The organism is Paenibacillus sp. FSL E2-0201 (assembly GCF_037963325.1).
Taxonomy (GTDB): domain Bacteria; phylum Bacillota; class Bacilli; order Paenibacillales; family Paenibacillaceae; genus Paenibacillus_AQ.
This window is the reverse complement of sequence record NZ_CP150154.1, coordinates 3,619,295-3,635,484: the sequence shown is the minus strand read 5'-3', so window position 1 is coordinate 3,635,484 and position 16,190 is coordinate 3,619,295. Positions and strand designations below refer to the sequence as shown.

Annotated in this window: 17 protein-coding genes; 14 read left to right on the top strand and 3 right to left on the bottom strand. The window is 41.7% G+C overall.

The window, feature by feature from the left end; all coding sequences use genetic code 11:
* The first annotated feature begins 9 nt into the window (after positions 1-9).
* On the top strand, positions 10-1,539 hold the full coding sequence (locus NSU15_RS16430; RefSeq protein WP_339286779.1) for a Ppx/GppA phosphatase family protein: 1,530 nt from the start codon (positions 10-12) through the stop codon (positions 1,537-1,539).
* On the opposite strand, the gene ppk1 is transcribed toward NSU15_RS16430, so the two are convergent.
* Positions 1,487-3,601, bottom strand: coding sequence for a polyphosphate kinase 1 (ppk1, locus tag NSU15_RS16425; RefSeq protein WP_042128248.1), 2,115 nt, complete (start codon positions 3,599-3,601; stop codon positions 1,487-1,489). The two genes, NSU15_RS16430 and ppk1, sit on opposite strands and share 53 nt — an antisense overlap.
* Positions 3,602-3,999: 398 nt before the next feature.
* On the opposite strand from ppk1, the gene NSU15_RS16420 reads away from it, so the two are divergent.
* The gene (locus NSU15_RS16420) at positions 4,000-4,665 is read left to right on the top strand and encodes a 3D domain-containing protein (RefSeq protein WP_076118682.1); all 666 of its coding nucleotides are present in this window, start codon (positions 4,000-4,002) and stop codon (positions 4,663-4,665) included.
* A gap of 142 nt (positions 4,666-4,807) precedes the next feature.
* Here NSU15_RS16420 and NSU15_RS16415 read toward each other — a convergent pair whose 3' ends face one another.
* Entirely contained in the window at positions 4,808-5,689 is an 882-nt protein-coding gene (locus NSU15_RS16415) for a polysaccharide deacetylase family protein (RefSeq protein ID WP_339286777.1), read from the bottom strand.
* 184 nt (positions 5,690-5,873) lie between these two features.
* Here NSU15_RS16415 and NSU15_RS16410 point away from each other — a divergent pair, with 184 nt between their 5' ends.
* The 8 genes from NSU15_RS16410 to glp all read left to right on the top strand — a co-directional run bounded on the left by NSU15_RS16410 (position 5,874) and on the right by glp (position 12,212).
* Complete coding sequence (locus tag NSU15_RS16410) at positions 5,874-6,908, top strand: NADH:flavin oxidoreductase/NADH oxidase (protein WP_042128242.1); 1,035 nt, start codon at positions 5,874-5,876, stop codon at positions 6,906-6,908.
* An 87-nt stretch (positions 6,909-6,995) separates the two neighbouring features.
* Positions 6,996-7,700 (top strand): dihydroorotate dehydrogenase electron transfer subunit, encoded by a 705-nt coding sequence (locus NSU15_RS16405; RefSeq protein ID WP_139328501.1) that lies wholly within the window; start codon positions 6,996-6,998, stop codon positions 7,698-7,700.
* On the top strand, positions 7,693-8,625 hold the full coding sequence (locus NSU15_RS16400; protein WP_042128240.1) for a dihydroorotate dehydrogenase: 933 nt from the start codon (positions 7,693-7,695) through the stop codon (positions 8,623-8,625). Before NSU15_RS16405 ends, NSU15_RS16400 begins: the two co-directional genes overlap by 8 nt.
* A 23-nt stretch (positions 8,626-8,648) precedes the next feature.
* Positions 8,649-8,987 carry a hypothetical protein gene (locus tag NSU15_RS16395; RefSeq protein WP_231573789.1) on the top strand — a complete coding sequence of 113 codons (339 nt, stop codon included), beginning with the start codon at positions 8,649-8,651 and terminating at the stop codon, positions 8,985-8,987.
* 70 nt (positions 8,988-9,057) lie between these two features.
* The gene (locus NSU15_RS16390) at positions 9,058-9,726 is read left to right on the top strand and encodes a PspA/IM30 family protein (protein WP_042128238.1); all 669 of its coding nucleotides are present in this window, start codon (positions 9,058-9,060) and stop codon (positions 9,724-9,726) included.
* Positions 9,727-9,850: 124 nt separating this feature from the next.
* Positions 9,851-10,255, top strand: coding sequence for a DUF350 domain-containing protein (locus tag NSU15_RS16385; RefSeq protein ID WP_042128236.1), 405 nt, complete (start codon positions 9,851-9,853; stop codon positions 10,253-10,255).
* Between the two features lie 14 nt (positions 10,256-10,269).
* On the top strand, positions 10,270-10,776 hold the full coding sequence (locus tag NSU15_RS16380) for a DUF4178 domain-containing protein (protein WP_042128234.1): 507 nt from the start codon (positions 10,270-10,272) through the stop codon (positions 10,774-10,776).
* Positions 10,777-10,949: 173 nt separating this feature from the next.
* Entirely contained in the window at positions 10,950-12,212 is a 1,263-nt protein-coding gene (gene glp / locus NSU15_RS16375; protein WP_339286772.1) for a gephyrin-like molybdotransferase Glp, read from the top strand.
* A gap of 231 nt (positions 12,213-12,443) precedes the next feature.
* On the opposite strand, the gene xerS is transcribed toward glp, so the two are convergent.
* Positions 12,444-13,526: a tyrosine recombinase XerS gene (gene xerS / locus NSU15_RS16370; protein ID WP_042128231.1), complete on the bottom strand. Its 1,083-nt coding sequence runs from the start codon at positions 13,524-13,526 to the stop codon at positions 12,444-12,446.
* 164 nt (positions 13,527-13,690) lie between these two features.
* On the opposite strand from xerS, the gene NSU15_RS16365 reads away from it, so the two are divergent.
* From NSU15_RS16365 to NSU15_RS16350, 4 genes are all read left to right on the top strand, one after another.
* Complete coding sequence (locus NSU15_RS16365; RefSeq protein ID WP_042128229.1) at positions 13,691-14,200, top strand: GNAT family N-acetyltransferase; 510 nt, start codon at positions 13,691-13,693, stop codon at positions 14,198-14,200.
* A 219-nt stretch (positions 14,201-14,419) separates the two neighbouring features.
* The gene (locus tag NSU15_RS16360) at positions 14,420-14,521 is read left to right on the top strand and encodes a sporulation protein YjcZ (RefSeq protein WP_197069683.1); all 102 of its coding nucleotides are present in this window, start codon (positions 14,420-14,422) and stop codon (positions 14,519-14,521) included.
* 189 nt (positions 14,522-14,710) lie between these two features.
* Positions 14,711-15,334 (top strand): TetR/AcrR family transcriptional regulator, encoded by a 624-nt coding sequence (locus NSU15_RS16355; RefSeq protein ID WP_076118671.1) that lies wholly within the window; start codon positions 14,711-14,713, stop codon positions 15,332-15,334.
* 55 nt (positions 15,335-15,389) lie between these two features.
* Entirely contained in the window at positions 15,390-15,869 is a 480-nt protein-coding gene (locus NSU15_RS16350; protein WP_339286769.1) for a flavodoxin domain-containing protein, read from the top strand.
* Positions 15,870-16,190 lie beyond the last annotated feature (321 nt).

Sequence of the window (16,190 nt, the reverse complement as noted above, 5' to 3'; positions counted from 1 at the left end):
ACATACATAATGAGAGATGATCTGCGCCGTATAGGCATTATTGATATTGGTTCTAACTCCATACGTCTTGTAATCTATGATACAACGCCGGAGGGAGGCTATAAGATCATCAAGGAGTGTAAGTACTCTGCACGTCTTAGTGAGAAGATTACGAAGGAAGGTCGACTAGAACAGAAGGATATGGAGACCATTATTCCTGTCTTGCGTCAGTTTAAGGAGATCTGCAATGCTTTTGAAGTGGAGACTATACGTGCGGGTGCTACAGCGGCAATCAGAAACGCAGCTAACTCTAATGAAATTATTACCTTCTTGTCAGAAGCTTCTGCGATTCCAATAGAGGTTATTAGTGGTCATCAGGAGGCTTACTTTGGCTTCTTAGGTGTCATAAACGCTTTTAATGTTGAGGATGGTTATGTCATAGATATTGGTGGCGGCAGTACTGAAATCACACTTTTTCGCGGACGACGGTATCAACATAGCATTTCCTTTCCATTTGGAGCGGTGAATACAAACCTGATGTTCGGACAAGGTGGTAACTGGAACGGAGATCAGATTCACAAGCTGGAGACTTTTGTTCTGGGGAGATTGGTAGAACATGATTGGCTTAACGCAACAGCGGGTCTTCCGTTATTTGGACTGGGAGGGACGGTGCGTTCTTTAGGCAAGCTGGATCAAAAAACGAGAGCATATTCATTACCTAACTCGCATGGTTACACCATGGCTAGTGAGACGATTGAGCATTTTATGAACACATTACCTTCAATGCCTTACGATAAACGTAAAGATTTAGATGGACTGTCTAAGAGCCGAGCAGATATCATTGTATCCGGGTTAATTATTTTCCATACGGTATATCAGTATATTGGTGCTAGCCAGGCTGTAATCAGCGGTGAAGGGCTCAGAGAAGGCATGCTTCATGATCTACTGAAGCCGGAGCAACCGGTGCGAGACAGTGCGCTTGAATACAGTTTAAATACGATCATTCGGTTTGATATTCGTACCTCTAAACGGTATTTGGATCATATCAACAAGCTTGCGCTAAGTCTGTTTGATGCATTCAAGGATGAGGAGAATAAAGCTGAACATGAGATGTTAATTTATGTATCCATCATGCTGCATCGCACGGGATCTAACATTAACTATTATCAATCCAAACGTCATACCCTGTATTGGCTAATGAATTCACCGATTCGTGGGCTAACACACCGTCAGCTTATCCTATGCGCGATGATTGCCTCGTATAGCACAAAAAGCCGGAAGCAGAAACTGTCCCAAATGTATAAGGACATTTTACTGCCTTCCGACGAAGAGTGGATTCATAAGCTTGGATCGCTTGTTCAGCTAAGTATTGCACTGGACAGCACCGAGATCGGGATTGTAAGTGGCTTGAAAGCTAATCTACACGGCAATTCACTTCATCTGGACCTTGAGGGCACCTCAGCACTTCTGATCGGTCTAGAGGACATTGAGAATGCCTTAAAAGCATTTAAGAATGCTTGGGCGGTAAAGGTAAAACTCGGGTTCCCTTCCAACGTGTAACATCCATAGCTGCGAACTGGCTCCGGAAAGGGGCCTTTTTGTCGTCTGGTTGCTCGTAATATCCGTTAGGCTGTAAGAAGCTGGCCTTCACATTATCTTTAAGGGATAGTTCAAGAATCTTAACTATCTGTTTACGAATATTGCTGTCTTTGACTGGGCACATCAGCTCAATCCGGCGGGTTAGGTTTCTTGTCATCCAGTCTGCACTGGATAAATAAACCTCAGGCTTTCCGCCATTTTCAAAATAGTAAATTCTTGAATGCTCCAGAAAGCGGTCGACAATACTGCGAACCGTAATGTTCTCGCTCAAGCCTTCAATCCCCGGACGAAGACAACAAACTCCTCGAACGATTAAATCGATAGATACACCGGCTTGTGCAGCACCATATAAATCGTCAATGACTTGTTGATTGGAGAGAGAGTTCATTTTGGCGATGATACGTGCAGGTCTGCCAGCTGCAGCATGCTCCGCTTCACGGTGCATCAGCTTTTGTAAGGAAAGACTCATATTCGTCGGAGCTACAATAAAGGAGTTCCAGTCAAAATTGGCGGAATAGCCAGTCATTTGATTAAATAGCTCAGAAGCATCGAGTCCAATATCGCTTTGAGCGGTAAATAGACTGAGATCCGTATATACTTTGGCGGTACTGTCATTGTAGTTTCCTGTGCCTACATGCACGTAGCGACGTAATTCTTGACCTTCCTGACGGACGATCAAAGTAACTTTGGCATGCGTTTTGAGTCCAACTAAACCATAAACGACATGACATCCGGATTTTTCGAGTTGGCGAGCCCAAGCGATGTTACGTTCCTCATCAAACCTGGCCTTTAACTCTACAACCACAGTTACCTGTTTCCCGGATTCAGCAGCATTAGCGAGTGCAGTGATCAATGGAGAGTTTCCACTAACCCGGTACAAAGTCATCTTAATGGCCATCACCTGTTCATCCTCTGATGCTTGAATGATAAAGTCTGTCATCGCGTCAAAGGATTCGTAAGGGTGGTAGACTAGGACATCCCGCTCACGCAATACCTCAAAGAAATCCTCGTTTTCTTCAAATTCAGCAGGGTAGACGGGCTCAATGCTTGGATAGTTTAAGTAACCAAAGCCTTTAATACTTCCGGCGAAATTACGAAGGAAACTTAGATCTAGTGGACCTTCAATTTCGAATACGAAGTCCTCCAGTTCAAACTCAGCTTGCAGCTGTTCCAAAGCATAAGGATGAATGCCTTTTTGTACTTCAAGTCTTGCTGGGACACCGCGACGACGCTTGCGAAGCTCTTTTTCAATCTCCTCTAGAAGATCCTCGGCCCCTTCTTCGTCGATCGTGAGATCAGAGTTGCGGGTCAAACGAAATTCACTAACAGCAACAGGCTCGTAACCACTAAACAATGTTTGAATGTGATGACGAATGACATCCTCTATAAATACGAACTGCCGTTTCTTACTGTTTGATCGGTGCGGAAGAGGGATACATCTCGGCAGATTTGATGGAATTTGTAGAATTGCAAAAAAAGGCTCCTCTTCAAGGCCATTCTTACGAGTAAGAACTACTGCTAAATAGATGAATTGGCTATGCACGAGTGGAAACGGTCGACTCTGGTCAACAGCCATTGGTGTAAGTACAGGATAGATAATATCCCGGTAATATTGTTCTATGGACTGTTCCTGTGCATGAGTGAGATCCTCATAATCCACAAAAACGATTCCTTCTTTATGCAAGCTCCGTGAAATATCACGGAAAATCCGGTATTGATCGGCAACAATTTTGGTAACTCTCTTAATGAGACGTTTGTATAACCCGGAAGGGGTGTAGCCAGTGAAATCTTTTTTCGTATACCCCGCCCGGATTTGATCTTGAATTCCTGCCACTCGGACACTTATAAATTCGTCCAGATTACTTGAGACAATAGCCAGAAATCTAGCGCGTTCCATTAGCGGGTTATCTGGGTCTTGCGCTTCTTTAAGCACGCGTCGGTTAAATTCGATCCAGCTCAAATCTCTATTGAGGTAAGCAGTGGCTGGACTGCTTTGGTTGTTTTTATTCTCTTCTGTATTCATGAGACCTCCAAATATGATTCGTTATCTATATCTAATCTATTTATCATATTCTATCATTCTACTATTGGATAAAGCATGAAATGTTAACGCTATGTAAAATCTTCGGGAAATTTATATGATATTTTTTTAAAAAGGTGAATGAATCTTTATACTTAGTTAACATAATAAAAAATATGTTAACTGAAATCTGAAAAGATGACAAAATTGAAACTTGATATTTCGTAATGGTAACAATTACATAGGCACAGGTTACAAAATTGTGATATATTAAGTCCTGTCAGTTTTACAAAAGACCACAACACACCAAGAAATCACACAGGATGTACATAGGTACTCAAAATGTACACGAGCGTATACGGAAGTCATACCGTTCACGCCCATCTAATGAGGAGGCAATTATGAAGAACAAATTTAGAACAATTAAAGCCCTTGCTGCAGTAATGGGAATCAGTGCATTGTTGCATGCTGTACCAGCACATGCAGACAGCGTTCATATCGCTAAAGAAGGCAATACTTTTTATACTTTATCCAAGCAATACAATGTAGGTATGAATGAATTAATGAAAGCAAACCCAAACGTTGCAGCACTTAATATTTACGAAGGTCTTGAGATTACGATACCTAGTAAAATGCAGGCTGAGTCCGTAACCACAACTACAACTGACAATTCACCAGTGATTACACCAAATCTGAATGTAAACTCAGGGACCAAAACAGTTGAAGCATGGGGTAAGACCTTTAATTATGACAAAACGATTCAAGTTAAAGCATCAGCTTATTCTTCAGCAAGCAGTGAGAACGGCGGATGGGGTGCTGTAGATTATTTCGGAAATCCTCTCAAGCTTGGTACTATTGCAGTTGATCCAAATGTGATTCCACTCGGTACCAAAGTGTTGGTAACAGGTCATTCACATGATGGATTGCCTAAAGATGCTTTCTTAGCTACGGCAACAGATGTGGGCGGTGCTATAAAGGGTAATCGTATAGATATCTTTATCCCTGGTAGCCAAAGCTTTGTATCATCTTTTGGTTATCAATATGTACAATTATACATTGTTAAATAGAGAGATAAAAATAGAAAGACTTATATAGATAAATATGAGATATGAAAAGTTCTAAAAAGATAAATAGGAAACGGAGGGAGTCCTTAGCGGCTACCTCCGTTTTTTTAGAAAATATCATTAAGTCTATGTTTGTGGGGATACTTTATTTACTTTTGGATACCTGTAGTAATTGAGGAACAGTAACGAATGTATAACCCCGTTTGCGCATAATAGTGATTACTTCAGGCAAGGCTTGAATCGTTCCTTGTAGTTGACTACCAGGACCGCCTCCACCGTGTTGAAGAATAATCGCTCCTCTTCCAATATGAGCTAGAATGTTATTTCTAACTTGGTTTTTGGAAAGTCCCTTCCAGTCCAAAGAGTCCACATTCCAATTCACCAGCGTGTAGCCATGATTTTTTGCCCACTTTAACTGTTGTTCACTGATGTCCCCATAGGGTGGGCGAATTAGACGAGGTTTATATCCCGCCAAGGTCTGTATAATATTTTCGGTCTTAATGATTTGTGTCCGAAAATCATTCATCTCTAATTTCACAAACTGAGGGTGGTTATACGAGTGATTACCAATCGCATGACCTTCTCTAAGCATCCTTTTTACCAATGCTGGATGTTTTTTTGCTCTACTTCCCACCACAAAGAAGGTTGCCTTGACATGATATTTTTTTAGGATGTTTAGCAATTGGGGGGTAAATCTTGGATCAGGAACATCATCAAAAGTAAGTGCGATGACTTTATTACGAGGTCCACTTGTCTTAAAAGTTTCTGGATATTTGTGTAATAGCTGACTTAACGTCAGACCTTTTGTGTTCTTATTGTTGTTAAGCGTCGAACTATTTGTAGCAGCGCTACCTGCTGAAATTGCCTTATCTTCGTCTGAAACGGGTGCGCTTTGTGTTTGTTCTTGCGGAGTTTTCTGACTCTGCACAGGCGCTGACGCAACCTCTGAAGAATAGGTTGGGAATAGCATAGTTATGATTGTTCCTAATATTACAAGCAGTTTCTGACCTCTCCGTTGAAAATACATCCCCTCTGCCTCCTTTACTACCTGATCACCGTCATATTCTTAATTGTTATCTCCATAGATGGGTAGATTTATGCTGATAACAATACAGTATTGGTTAAGATTTCTTGAAGGAACCAATGCGTGTATACTAATAGAACGGGAAATTCCCGAGCCAATTATAGATTACGGAAGGATGGAGACATGAATGTCTGATTTGTTTGCACCGTATGAATTGAAGGGGTTATCGCTGAAGAATCGTATTGTTATGCCACCTATGTGCCAGTATTCGGTGGATAAAGAGGATGGTATCCCTAATGATTGGCATTATGTTCATTATGTAAGCCGTGCTATTGGTGGTACAGGATTTATTATCGTGGAAATGACTGGCGTACATCCAGACGGTAGAATCACTAATCGAGATACAGGAATTTGGAGTGATTCACAAATTGATGCTTATCGTAGAATCACAGATGGTGTACATGCCTATGGATCAAAAATCGCAGTTCAATTAGGACATGCTGGACGGAAAGCCGTGGATGCAGAGCCGCCAGTAGCTCCATCAGCAATTCCTTTTGATTCTAAATCTAAAACGCCACAGGCTCTTTCTAAGGATGGGATTTTAGAGTTGATCGAAGCTTTTCGTGAAGGTGCGCGCAGAGCTGTGGAGGCAGGATTTGATACGGTTGAAATTCATGGTGCACACGGTTATTTAATTCACCAGTTTCATTCACCATTGACCAATATCAGAAAAGATGAATATGGCCAAGATCCTGCGCTGTTCGGAGAACAAGTAGTTAAAGCTGTCCGAGAAGTAGTTCCTGTGGACATGCCATTGATTATGAGAATATCTGCTAAGGAATATGTAGAGGGCGGATATGATGCTAATTATGCCCTGGATATTTGCCGCCGGTATAAGAATGCTGGTGTGGATATGTTCCATGTTTCTTCAGGTGGGGAAGGTCCAATAGGTTCAAATGGCGGGCCCAATGCCGGACCTGCTTATCAAGTGGATCTGGCAGAGTTTATCCGCAGTGAATTACAGGTGCCAGTAATTGCAGTAGGGCGGCTTGAATCTTATCCTGAGGCACAGTCCATTGTCGCGGAAGAACGGGCGGAGCTGGTAGCAGTTGGCCGTGGGATGTTAAGTGATCCCTATTGGGCTTTACATGCGGAAGAAGCGCTTGGAGGCGTGCATAACGTACCCAAACCTTATGAACGTGGGATCTGGAAAAAAGGATAGCTCGCTTTGAATGTGAAGTTTGTCACAGATTTTATGTTCCTTCTAAGGCAATCTTAATAAAGATAAAATTTGAAGGAGCTTGATAACGTGGGGATGGTTTTAAGTAACGATAGGCTAACAGACGGAGTGTACCACCTTAAGGTTGAAACGAATAGTGGCGGTAAAATGGGTCAATTCTACATGTTACGGGCATGGGGAGCTTATCCCATCCTTTCCAGACCGTTAAGTATACATGAAGTGAACGAAGATAGTATTGAATTTTTATATCACGTAGTAGGGGAAGGTACAGAGATATTTTCTCGTTTGACTCCTGGTGATTCTGTGGAGCTTGAAGGACCTTTTGGTACGGGATTCCCGCTGGTAGAAGGGAAGGTTGCACTTATCGGTGGTGGGATCGGAATAGCGCCGCTATATTATTGTGCAAAGCAGCTCCCCGGTTGTGATGTCTTTCTAGGATTTAGTCGGGAGGCTTATCGGACAGAAGCCTTTCGTCCATTGGCTGCCGAGCTTACAGTAGATGTAGGCGGATTTATTTTGGATCGTGTAGACTTTAGTCAATATGATCATATTTTTGTCTGCGGTCCGCACCCAATGCTTAAAGCTGCACAGCTTAAAGGCATAGCAGCTGAAGAGGCAGGCAGCAAAACAAAAGTTTACCTCTCTCTAGAGAACCGAATGGCTTGCGGTATTGGTGCTTGTCTTGTCTGCAGTGTTTCATGTCGTGATGGACAACGAAAAGCCTGTGCAGACGGACCTGTGTTCCTTTCAGAGGAGGTGATTTTCCATGACTAAGATGAGCACAACAATTGCAGGCGTGCATTTTAAGAATCCGATTGTAATGGCTTCAGGCACATTCGGCTTTGGTCGTGAGTACGGAAAGCTGTATGATGTATCTTTACTAGGTGGAATCTCAGGCAAAGGGCTCACCCTCCATCCAAAAGCAGGTAATCCTGGCACTCGAGTATATGAGACAGCCTCTGGTATGCTGAATAGTGTAGGATTGGAGAATCCTGGTGTAGCCGCGTTCTTGGAAAAAGAATGCCCTTATTGGGAAACACTCGATACCGCTCGTTTGGTGAATCTTGGGGGCGGGACGCTTGAAGATTACGTACTTGGAGCAGAAATGATCCAACGTGATGCTGATCTGCGATCAAGCTTAGGTAAAACAGCTGTTGATATGATTGAGTTGAATATTTCCTGTCCAAATGTAAAAGAGGGTGGAATCGCATTTGGGATCAAGACTTCTGAAGCTCAAAAAGTAGTACAAGCTGTTAGACGTGCTACTAAGCTGCCACTTGCGGTAAAGCTGTCTCCAGGTGCTGAGAATATCGTTGAAATGGCGCAAATGTGTGAGGAAGAGGGAGCAGATGCCGTCTCTCTGATTAACACTATTTCCGGTATGAAGATTGATGTGAGACGGAGAAGCAGTGTGTTTAATAACTTGTATGCCGGACTGTCCGGACCAGCAATTAAGCCAGTGGCTTTGCGCATGGTGCATCAGGTTGCTCAGAACATATCTATTCCGGTGATCGGAATGGGGGGCATCACCACAGCTACTGATATTATTGAATTTATTATGGCAGGTGCTTCGGTAATTCAGGTGGGAACCTACAATTTCATGAATTTAAGAGCGGGTAGTCAGCTTGTTGAAGAGCTTGAGCAATTCATGGTGCAAGAAAATATTCAATCCTTGGATGAAATACGTGGCATTATATAAAGTAGAGTAGTGAGGAGATACTATTGGCTTCTAACAAGATTAATCCTGATGATATTGAGCTGACGGCAACGGCTGTCGGACGTGATCTCTTGCTCGTAATTTGTGGTGGCGTTCATCATATCGGAGCGTCAAGTACGGCTTATCTAAATGGAGATCAGGTTGAGGTGCAAACCTCTGCGGTTCCTCACCATAAAGAGCACACGATAAGCGAATCAATTGCGGTCAAGGTAGCGGAGGCGCTGAACAAGACGGTCACAGTTGTTATGGGCATTCATTACGACGAGATCACGAAAGAAGGCATTATGGAAGTCGTAGAAATTGTAAATAATAAAGTTAATCAATATTTAGCGCAACAAATTTGAAACGGGATTGGCAATTCTGCGTAAAAGATATCAAGTGAGTTTTTAAATTATCTTTTGGAGGAATGAAACCATGTCTATATTTAAAAGATTGCGCGATTTAACGATGTCTAATGTGAATGCGATTATTGACAAAGCAGAAGATCCAATTAAAATGACGGATCAGTACATTCGTGATATGACCGAAGATTTGGAAGATGCAGAAAAAGCGGTAGCGGCTCAAATTGCTATTGAAAAGAAATTCAAGCAGCTGTATGAAGAACAGGAAGCGCTTGTTAACAAACGTACACAACAGGCACATGCTGCAGCTCAAGCTGGTAACGTTGATCTCGCTCGCCGTGCTCTGGAAGAGAAAAAGGCTGCTGAAGCTAAATTGGTAGAATACAAAGCTAGCTTCGATCAGAACAAAGCCTCTGCGGATAATCTTCGTGGGAAGCTTGACGAAATGCGCAAGCAACTTACTCAAATGAAGAACAAACGCGAAAGCTTGGTTGCTCGTTATAATGCTGCCAAAGCTCAAACTGAAATTAATAAAGCGATGAGCGGCTTCAGCTCTGATTCCGCATCTGCTGGTCTGAAGCGTATGGAAGAAAAAATGCTGCAAGCAGAAGCTCAAGCAGAAGCCAGCAACGAAATGAGCTCGGGCAACAAATCACTTGATGATGAGTTCGAGAAGCTGAACAAAGATCAAGCAGTAGAAGATGAATTGGCTGCTCTGATGAAACAATATGAGAAGCAATAACATTTGATCTTAGCCGATTCACGGCTGATGTTCACAGGCGAAGGGGAGACAGGAATATCGTTTCCACTTCGCTTTATCTATGCTTATGACAGGCATGCAAAATGAATAAGCGGGGGCTATTTGAATGGATTTCCATATCCTGGTGTCCATGGTCGTGTGGACGGTGAGCGGTGCGGTGTTACTGTTTGTGCTAATGTTTGTGGATTCACTTTTCACTCGATACAATGATCTAGAAGAGTTAAAGGCTGGAAATATGGCAGTTACTACACGTTTTGTGATGAAGCTATTAGCACAGGCATTCATTTTATCGTCATCGATAGCTGCATCTAACAGTTTGCCAGATGCTTTGTTGGTCTCGATTGTATCTTTTTTTCTTTTGCTTATATTGGAAAGAACGGTCCGTCTTCTCTTAGCTAAATGGGGGAATCTGGACCTGGATCATGGGACACAGCTTGGCAAAATTGGATACGGCTTATTATCAGGCTCACTGCAAATTACGGGAGCTTTAATTATTTCTGCATTTATGTAGGGGGAATGATCAAATTGAGTATATGGAAACGTATAGGTAATCTTTTCTCCAAACCAGTGACTCAGGAAGTACAGAAAAGTATGCTTAATTTGTCTCCCGGAGACATCTGTGAAGTATCACTCGTTACCTACGAGGTAACCGGCAGGACTCATAATCGTGGACGAAACGCAGTAGTACTGACGTTAAGAGATGGTAGTCAAATTGCCTATTTGCATATTGAGGAGCGGGAACAGCTACAATATGGTTTGTATAAACCTATCGATGGGCGCTTAGATAATCCTGCTGAAGTTCCAACAACTCTTGAACTGGATGATTATACATTTTTTCTGGAGGAAGAGTATGAAGGATATGTTGCTGTTGCTGGTCAAACCCCTTTTATGAATGGTGGAGAACAGCATGTATGGCAATATCAGTCAGACGATTCTCGGCTTCTGCGTGTGGAATGGCAACATGGACGGTTCATGCTTTATGAAGGAGAAAAAGTAATTCCTGGTGATGTGAAGGTAATTAGAGCATCCTAGAAATGAATCGTAGAAGATGTGATCTTGTGATCGCATCTTTTTTTGTGCAATTTTGTAGTTGAAATAGGTAAAGGATTTTGCCGTTTCCGCAATTCATTTATCTTCAGGATGTCTCATGTTAAAATAGTACCTATTATACTGAAAAATGGACGATTTAGAGCGGAGGCATTTGTATGGAGGATCATAAATTTCAGCGCAGAGCACTTCAAGTAAAAGAGGCACAAGCTAAAATAATCAAATTCGCTAATCCGTTAGAGCCACAGAAGGTCCCGTTGAATGAGTGTTGTGGTCGCTATTTAGCTGAGGAAGTAATTGCTCCGCATCCTTTCCCAGCGTTTAACCGTTCGAGCATGGATGGATATGCGATTATCGCAGCGGATACGAATCTCTGTGTAAATGGACAAGTCGTATGGTTAGAAATGGTGGACAATATTCCATGTGGCGCTGTGCAATCTGTAGATATTACTTCGGGAACAACAGCAAGAATAATGACAGGGGCACAAGTTCCGTCAGGGGCAGATACTGTAGTAATGCTGGAAGTAACGGAGACACGTGTGGAGGATGGAAAGACTTTCGTTGGTATTCGTAAGAAGCAGGAAGCGAATTCTAATATCACACCGATGGGGCTGGAGTTAAGTCCTGGCGAGCTAGTGCTGCCAGCGGGACGATTAATCTCTGCGGGGGATATCGCTGTTCTGGCAGCGTTTGGTATACATACAGTAAAAGTCTATCGTCGGCCTAAGGTGGCAATCTTTGCGACAGGAACAGAGCTGCTAGAGGTACATGAACCGCTACAGCCCGGAAAAATTCGAAACAGCAACTCACCGATGCTTGAGGCTTTAGTCAAAGAGGCAGGCGGGGAGCCAGTGATGCTGGGATCCATTGTGGACGATCTGGAGCTGGCCCGAAGTAAAGTGCAGATGGCGCTGGAAACTTATGATTTTGTAATCACAACGGGTGGTGTATCGGTAGGAGATTATGATATTATGGGCGATTTGGTACGTGAACAGAGTGGAGATATGTTGTTTAATAAAGTGACGATGCGTCCGGGGAGCGTTACCACTGCTGCTGTTAGAGGGGGAAAGCTGCTGTTAGCCCTATCAGGTAATCCAGGTGCTTGTTTCGTTGGGTTTCAATTGTTCGCACGTCCGGTTATCAGATTAATGCAAAGTGCCTCACAACCCTTCTTGCCTGAATGGAGAGCTACACTTGGTGCAGATTATAATAGAGTGAATAACTTTACCCGATTTGTTAGAGCACGACTAGAGATCCGGGATGGTAGTCTTTATGCCTTTCCAGCAGCTATCGACGAATCTTCTGTGACGGTCACGATCAAGGATAGCGATTGTCTGATAGTTGTTCCACCTGAGGAAAATGGAATATCTGCGGGAGCTAAAGTAACTATTATCAAGCTTCCTGGAGAAATTCGCGGATAGGATAAACATGAAATGTACTTTTTACATTAACAATAGAACGGAAATAGCTAATTAACTAATTTGCCAACGATATTATTTACAACATTTCAACATATGAAAAATTCACAATAGAAAAGCCAATGATTCAACATAATGCTAATCCGATCAGTCTTTCTATACCATGTAAAAAGAGAACCGGTCACACCTTTTCCATAAAAATCGGAGGAGGTATGGCCGGCTTTTTGCGAAAAATTAACTATCCAAACGACGTTCAATCGCCTCAGACATCGTTTTGTCTGTGAGGTGAGCATAGATTTCGGTTGTTTCTGTGGAAGCATGCCCGAGCTGTTCTTTTGTTTTATAAATATCATTTTGCAGATAATAGTCTGTAGCAAAAGAGTGACGAAGCTTATGTACCGTTAAATAGGGTTTACCAAAACGTTTTGCATATTTAATAATCATTTCTTGAATGGCCCTTTTGGTCATACGTTTACCTTCTTGACGTCCGTTGGGCAAAGCGATAAACAATGCTTTTTCCCTCTTTGGTGTTTTATAACGAGATTGACGCAGGTTTAGATAAAGAGCTAAATCATCCTTTGCTTGTTCACGAAAATAAACAGGGGTTTTGAAGGTTTCATCATTATTCCCTTTTCGAGTGACATAGAGTAGCTTGTTGTTAATATCCAGATCATCCACGTTCAGATTGACTACTTCAGATACCCGGAGGCCAGAATTAAGAATTAAGCTGGCAATACAGGCGTCGCGTTCACGATTTAATTGAAAAGAATAATAAGCCTGCTTGTTTCCTTCAACATCTCGTCCATATCCTTCAAAAATATAACCCACGAATTCCAGCAGTTCCTCATCTTCTAGAATCTTGCCCTTTAATTTAGCAGCGGTATCCTTAGGCTTATGCGTTCGTTTAACTTCTACCTTGGCCATAATATTTCGTTTAAGCAAAGGATAGAAATTCTCGTCCTCAGCGATTTGACTTAAATAATGAAATAATGAGCGTAATGCAGACAGTTTACGAGATACGGTTACACGTGTATTTGTTCCCTCTGCACGGGTTGTGAGATGCAGACGGTATCCAACAATACTATCCATATGCAGGGTTTCTAATTCAAGTAGTGTGATCTCTGTATTGGAGCTGGCTTGAGAGAGACCTTCGGCACGTAGCCATCCGAAAAAGGACTCATAGTCCCGAATATACTCCAGGAGGGTGGAGGGGGATAGATCAGGACGTTTATAGTCAATGAACTGCTGAACGAACCAAGGCATGAGAGGTAGCTTTAGATCCAGTTTTTTACGGTCATCGTTCTTTTGAACGCTCATGTGATTCACCCTTTTCCATAGTTTTCTTATAATTTCTTCCTTCTATCTTATCATGTTTTAGCCCCTATGGGCTTTGATCAGAGTTAATTAAAAGGGGGGAACTTGCTCCTAAAGGAACTAAGTTATATGATGTGAAGTAAACATAAATGGCAGAGGTGCACCTAATGGAACTTGGAATGGAGCTGGTTCCCAGAGAGCGGAAACAGACGATAAGCAAACTTATGCAGTTTTATTTATATGATTTTACCCGTTATCTGGAGCTTGATGTAGACCAAGATGGCGTATACCCAGCTTATCCGGGATTAGAATCATTTTGGAGTAGTGGCGATAATAAATTTGTGTATTTGTTCAAAGTGGACGAGCATATTGCTGGATTTGCTTTGGTAGAACGGTTGCTGCGTAATCCCGAAGGGCAATTTTATATGACAGAGTTTTTTGTAATGCAGAAATATCGCCGGAGCGGAGTAGGAACCTGGGCTGCACATAAGTTGTTTGACATGTACCCAGGTGATTGGAAGGTGTCACAGGTACGTGCGAATACGCCTGCTCGTAATTTCTGGCAAAGAGTGATTGGGGAGTACACAAATGGAGAATTTCAAGAGCGTTATAATCCGCCTCAAGGCAATCCGAGCCAATACTTCAACACATTAAATAATAATAGAGTTAATAATTGAAAAGAAAACAATGGTATTGTAGTCAATCTAAATGAATGGTTATCTTATGATAGTTAAGTTAAAAGCACATTAAGTTAACATAATTATGATTATGTTAACTTAATTAATAACCCAACGATCTCAGTAGGATTGTTTGGGTTATTTTTGTTCATTTCACCCAAGCACAGATGGGGATTTAGCATATCTTATGATGTACTCAATTACAAAGGAGGAGTTAAAATGGGCGAATTCGCAGGCGGATACGGTGGATTTACTTCCACAGGAGCAATTCTGGTTCTGTTTATCCTGTTGGTTATCATCACTAAAACTCTTTGTCTGTAATCCTTTAACTTCATGAATAAGGGTTCCTCCGTCAGTCTATATGGACTGGCGGATTTTTTATGTCTGGATATTACATTAACTGGGCGGGATTTGTGTGTGATTTACTATATAGAAAATAATAAAAGAACTTATATATATTTAACAGTGTTCAATGATTAAACGATGTTCAAATTATGAGGAGACATTAAGATGAATAAAGAACAACGGCAAATGCGTGAACGTGAGAAAATGAAGAAAAGGATTTTACAGGCCGCGGCTTTGTTGATTGCAGAAGAAGGTATTGAGAAGCTTTCTATTCGCAAAATTGCAGAGAAAATCGAGTATTCACCGGGAATTATTTATCATTACTTCCAGGGTAAAGATGAAATTGTGGTGAGATATTTGCAACAAAAATATACAGATATGGTCACCGAGCTTCAGTCCGTACAGCGCAAGGCGGAGCATGAACTGCCACCAGAGAAGCTTTTGAGACAATCGCTTGAGCAATGGATCAGGATGACCCTTTCGACAAGTGTAGAGTACCGTAATGTAATGCTGAACGATACACCGGCTGTTCTTAGTTACACAGCTGTTCTATTCAAGGGAGCTGCTCAGGAGCGTAAAGCGATTGGTATGCTCTGCCAATGTTTATCTAGGTTCGGATCGAAAGAACTCCATAAGGAATCTTCTATAGAGCTCACTGCTCAAGTGATATGGAGTGCTGCATTCGGATTAATTATGCGTTTGATTGTAGAAAAGGATTTGCCTGAAGAACAGGTCGAAGCACTCATTTCTTGTTATTTGGATTCAATGGTTTCTATAGCAAACAGGTAAATAAGTACACCTTTAACACAGTAGGAAGATCAGAGCGTGAAGGGGAGTGATTAGAATGAAGACAATTATTATTTATACTTCCAAATATGGATGTACGGAGAAAGCGGCTTATTTATTGAAAAATCAGTTGGGTGAAGAGACTGAAGTAGTCAATTTGATGCTTGCTAAAGAGCCGGAATTAGAGCGATATGATACGGTCATCTTAGGTGGATCTATTTATTATGGGAAAATACAAAAACAAATGATGGAGTTTACTTCAAAATATCAAAATGAACTAAGTAAGAAGCGCGTTGGATTATTTATTTGTGCAGGAGCGAAGGGGGAGCAGGCCGCACAGGAATTGAAATCTTCATTTCCAGAGAAGCTGTATGACCAATCAATTACAAAAGAAGTGTTCGGAGATGAGATTTATGAAGAGAAGTTCACTTTATTAGATCGATTGGTTCTGCGGATGGTAAAAGGGAAGGGCATGAGTGTAAATGGGTTATCCAAAGAGACGATAGAGAGGTTTGCACTTGCGATAAAACAGAGGTAAAAGTGTGTGGAGAGTCGACTCCTCGAAATCAGTTAACATAATAATTATTATGTTAACTGATTCGTATTTCTGCTTCCAATTATCATTAGCTACCTAAATTTGAAGCATATAATCCCTTTCGCAGCCTTGTGAAATAATAGCCTTTCATGAACAAGCACCAAGTATAGCTTTTAAAAAGACTATATTCTCACAATAATTCTTTAATTTCATCATATGAAAAATTCACAATAGATAATTCAAATTCCAATACTCACCCCAGCCACTATCATAAATCATATACGTCAACTCACCCTACAAATAAAACCCATGAAAAAGGATATA

Excerpts from the sequence above, each read along its gene's own strand:
- NSU15_RS16430 (WP_339286779.1), top strand. The coding sequence starts at position 10 with ATGAGAGATGATCTGCGCCGTATAGGCATTATTGATATTGGTTCTAAC.
- NSU15_RS16365 (WP_042128229.1), top strand. The coding sequence starts at position 13,691 with ATGGAACTTGGAATGGAGCTGGTTCCCAGAGAGCGGAAACAGACGATA.
- NSU15_RS16390 (WP_042128238.1), top strand. The coding sequence starts at position 9,058 with ATGTCTATATTTAAAAGATTGCGCGATTTAACGATGTCTAATGTGAAT.
- xerS (WP_042128231.1), bottom strand. The coding sequence starts at position 13,526 with ATGAGCGTTCAAAAGAACGATGACCGTAAAAAACTGGATCTAAAGCTA.
- ppk1 (WP_042128248.1), bottom strand. The coding sequence starts at position 3,601 with ATGAATACAGAAGAGAATAAAAACAACCAAAGCAGTCCAGCCACTGCT.
- NSU15_RS16385 (WP_042128236.1), top strand. The coding sequence starts at position 9,851 with ATGGATTTCCATATCCTGGTGTCCATGGTCGTGTGGACGGTGAGCGGT.
- NSU15_RS16360 (WP_197069683.1), top strand. The coding sequence starts at position 14,420 with ATGGGCGAATTCGCAGGCGGATACGGTGGATTTACTTCCACAGGAGCA.
- NSU15_RS16415 (WP_339286777.1), bottom strand. The coding sequence starts at position 5,689 with ATGTATTTTCAACGGAGAGGTCAGAAACTGCTTGTAATATTAGGAACA.
- NSU15_RS16355 (WP_076118671.1), top strand. The coding sequence starts at position 14,711 with ATGAATAAAGAACAACGGCAAATGCGTGAACGTGAGAAAATGAAGAAA.
- NSU15_RS16410 (WP_042128242.1), top strand. The coding sequence starts at position 5,874 with ATGTCTGATTTGTTTGCACCGTATGAATTGAAGGGGTTATCGCTGAAG.
- NSU15_RS16350 (WP_339286769.1), top strand. The coding sequence starts at position 15,390 with ATGAAGACAATTATTATTTATACTTCCAAATATGGATGTACGGAGAAA.
- NSU15_RS16420 (WP_076118682.1), top strand. The coding sequence starts at position 4,000 with ATGAAGAACAAATTTAGAACAATTAAAGCCCTTGCTGCAGTAATGGGA.
- glp (WP_339286772.1), top strand. The coding sequence starts at position 10,950 with ATGGAGGATCATAAATTTCAGCGCAGAGCACTTCAAGTAAAAGAGGCA.
- NSU15_RS16400 (WP_042128240.1), top strand. The coding sequence starts at position 7,693 with ATGACTAAGATGAGCACAACAATTGCAGGCGTGCATTTTAAGAATCCG.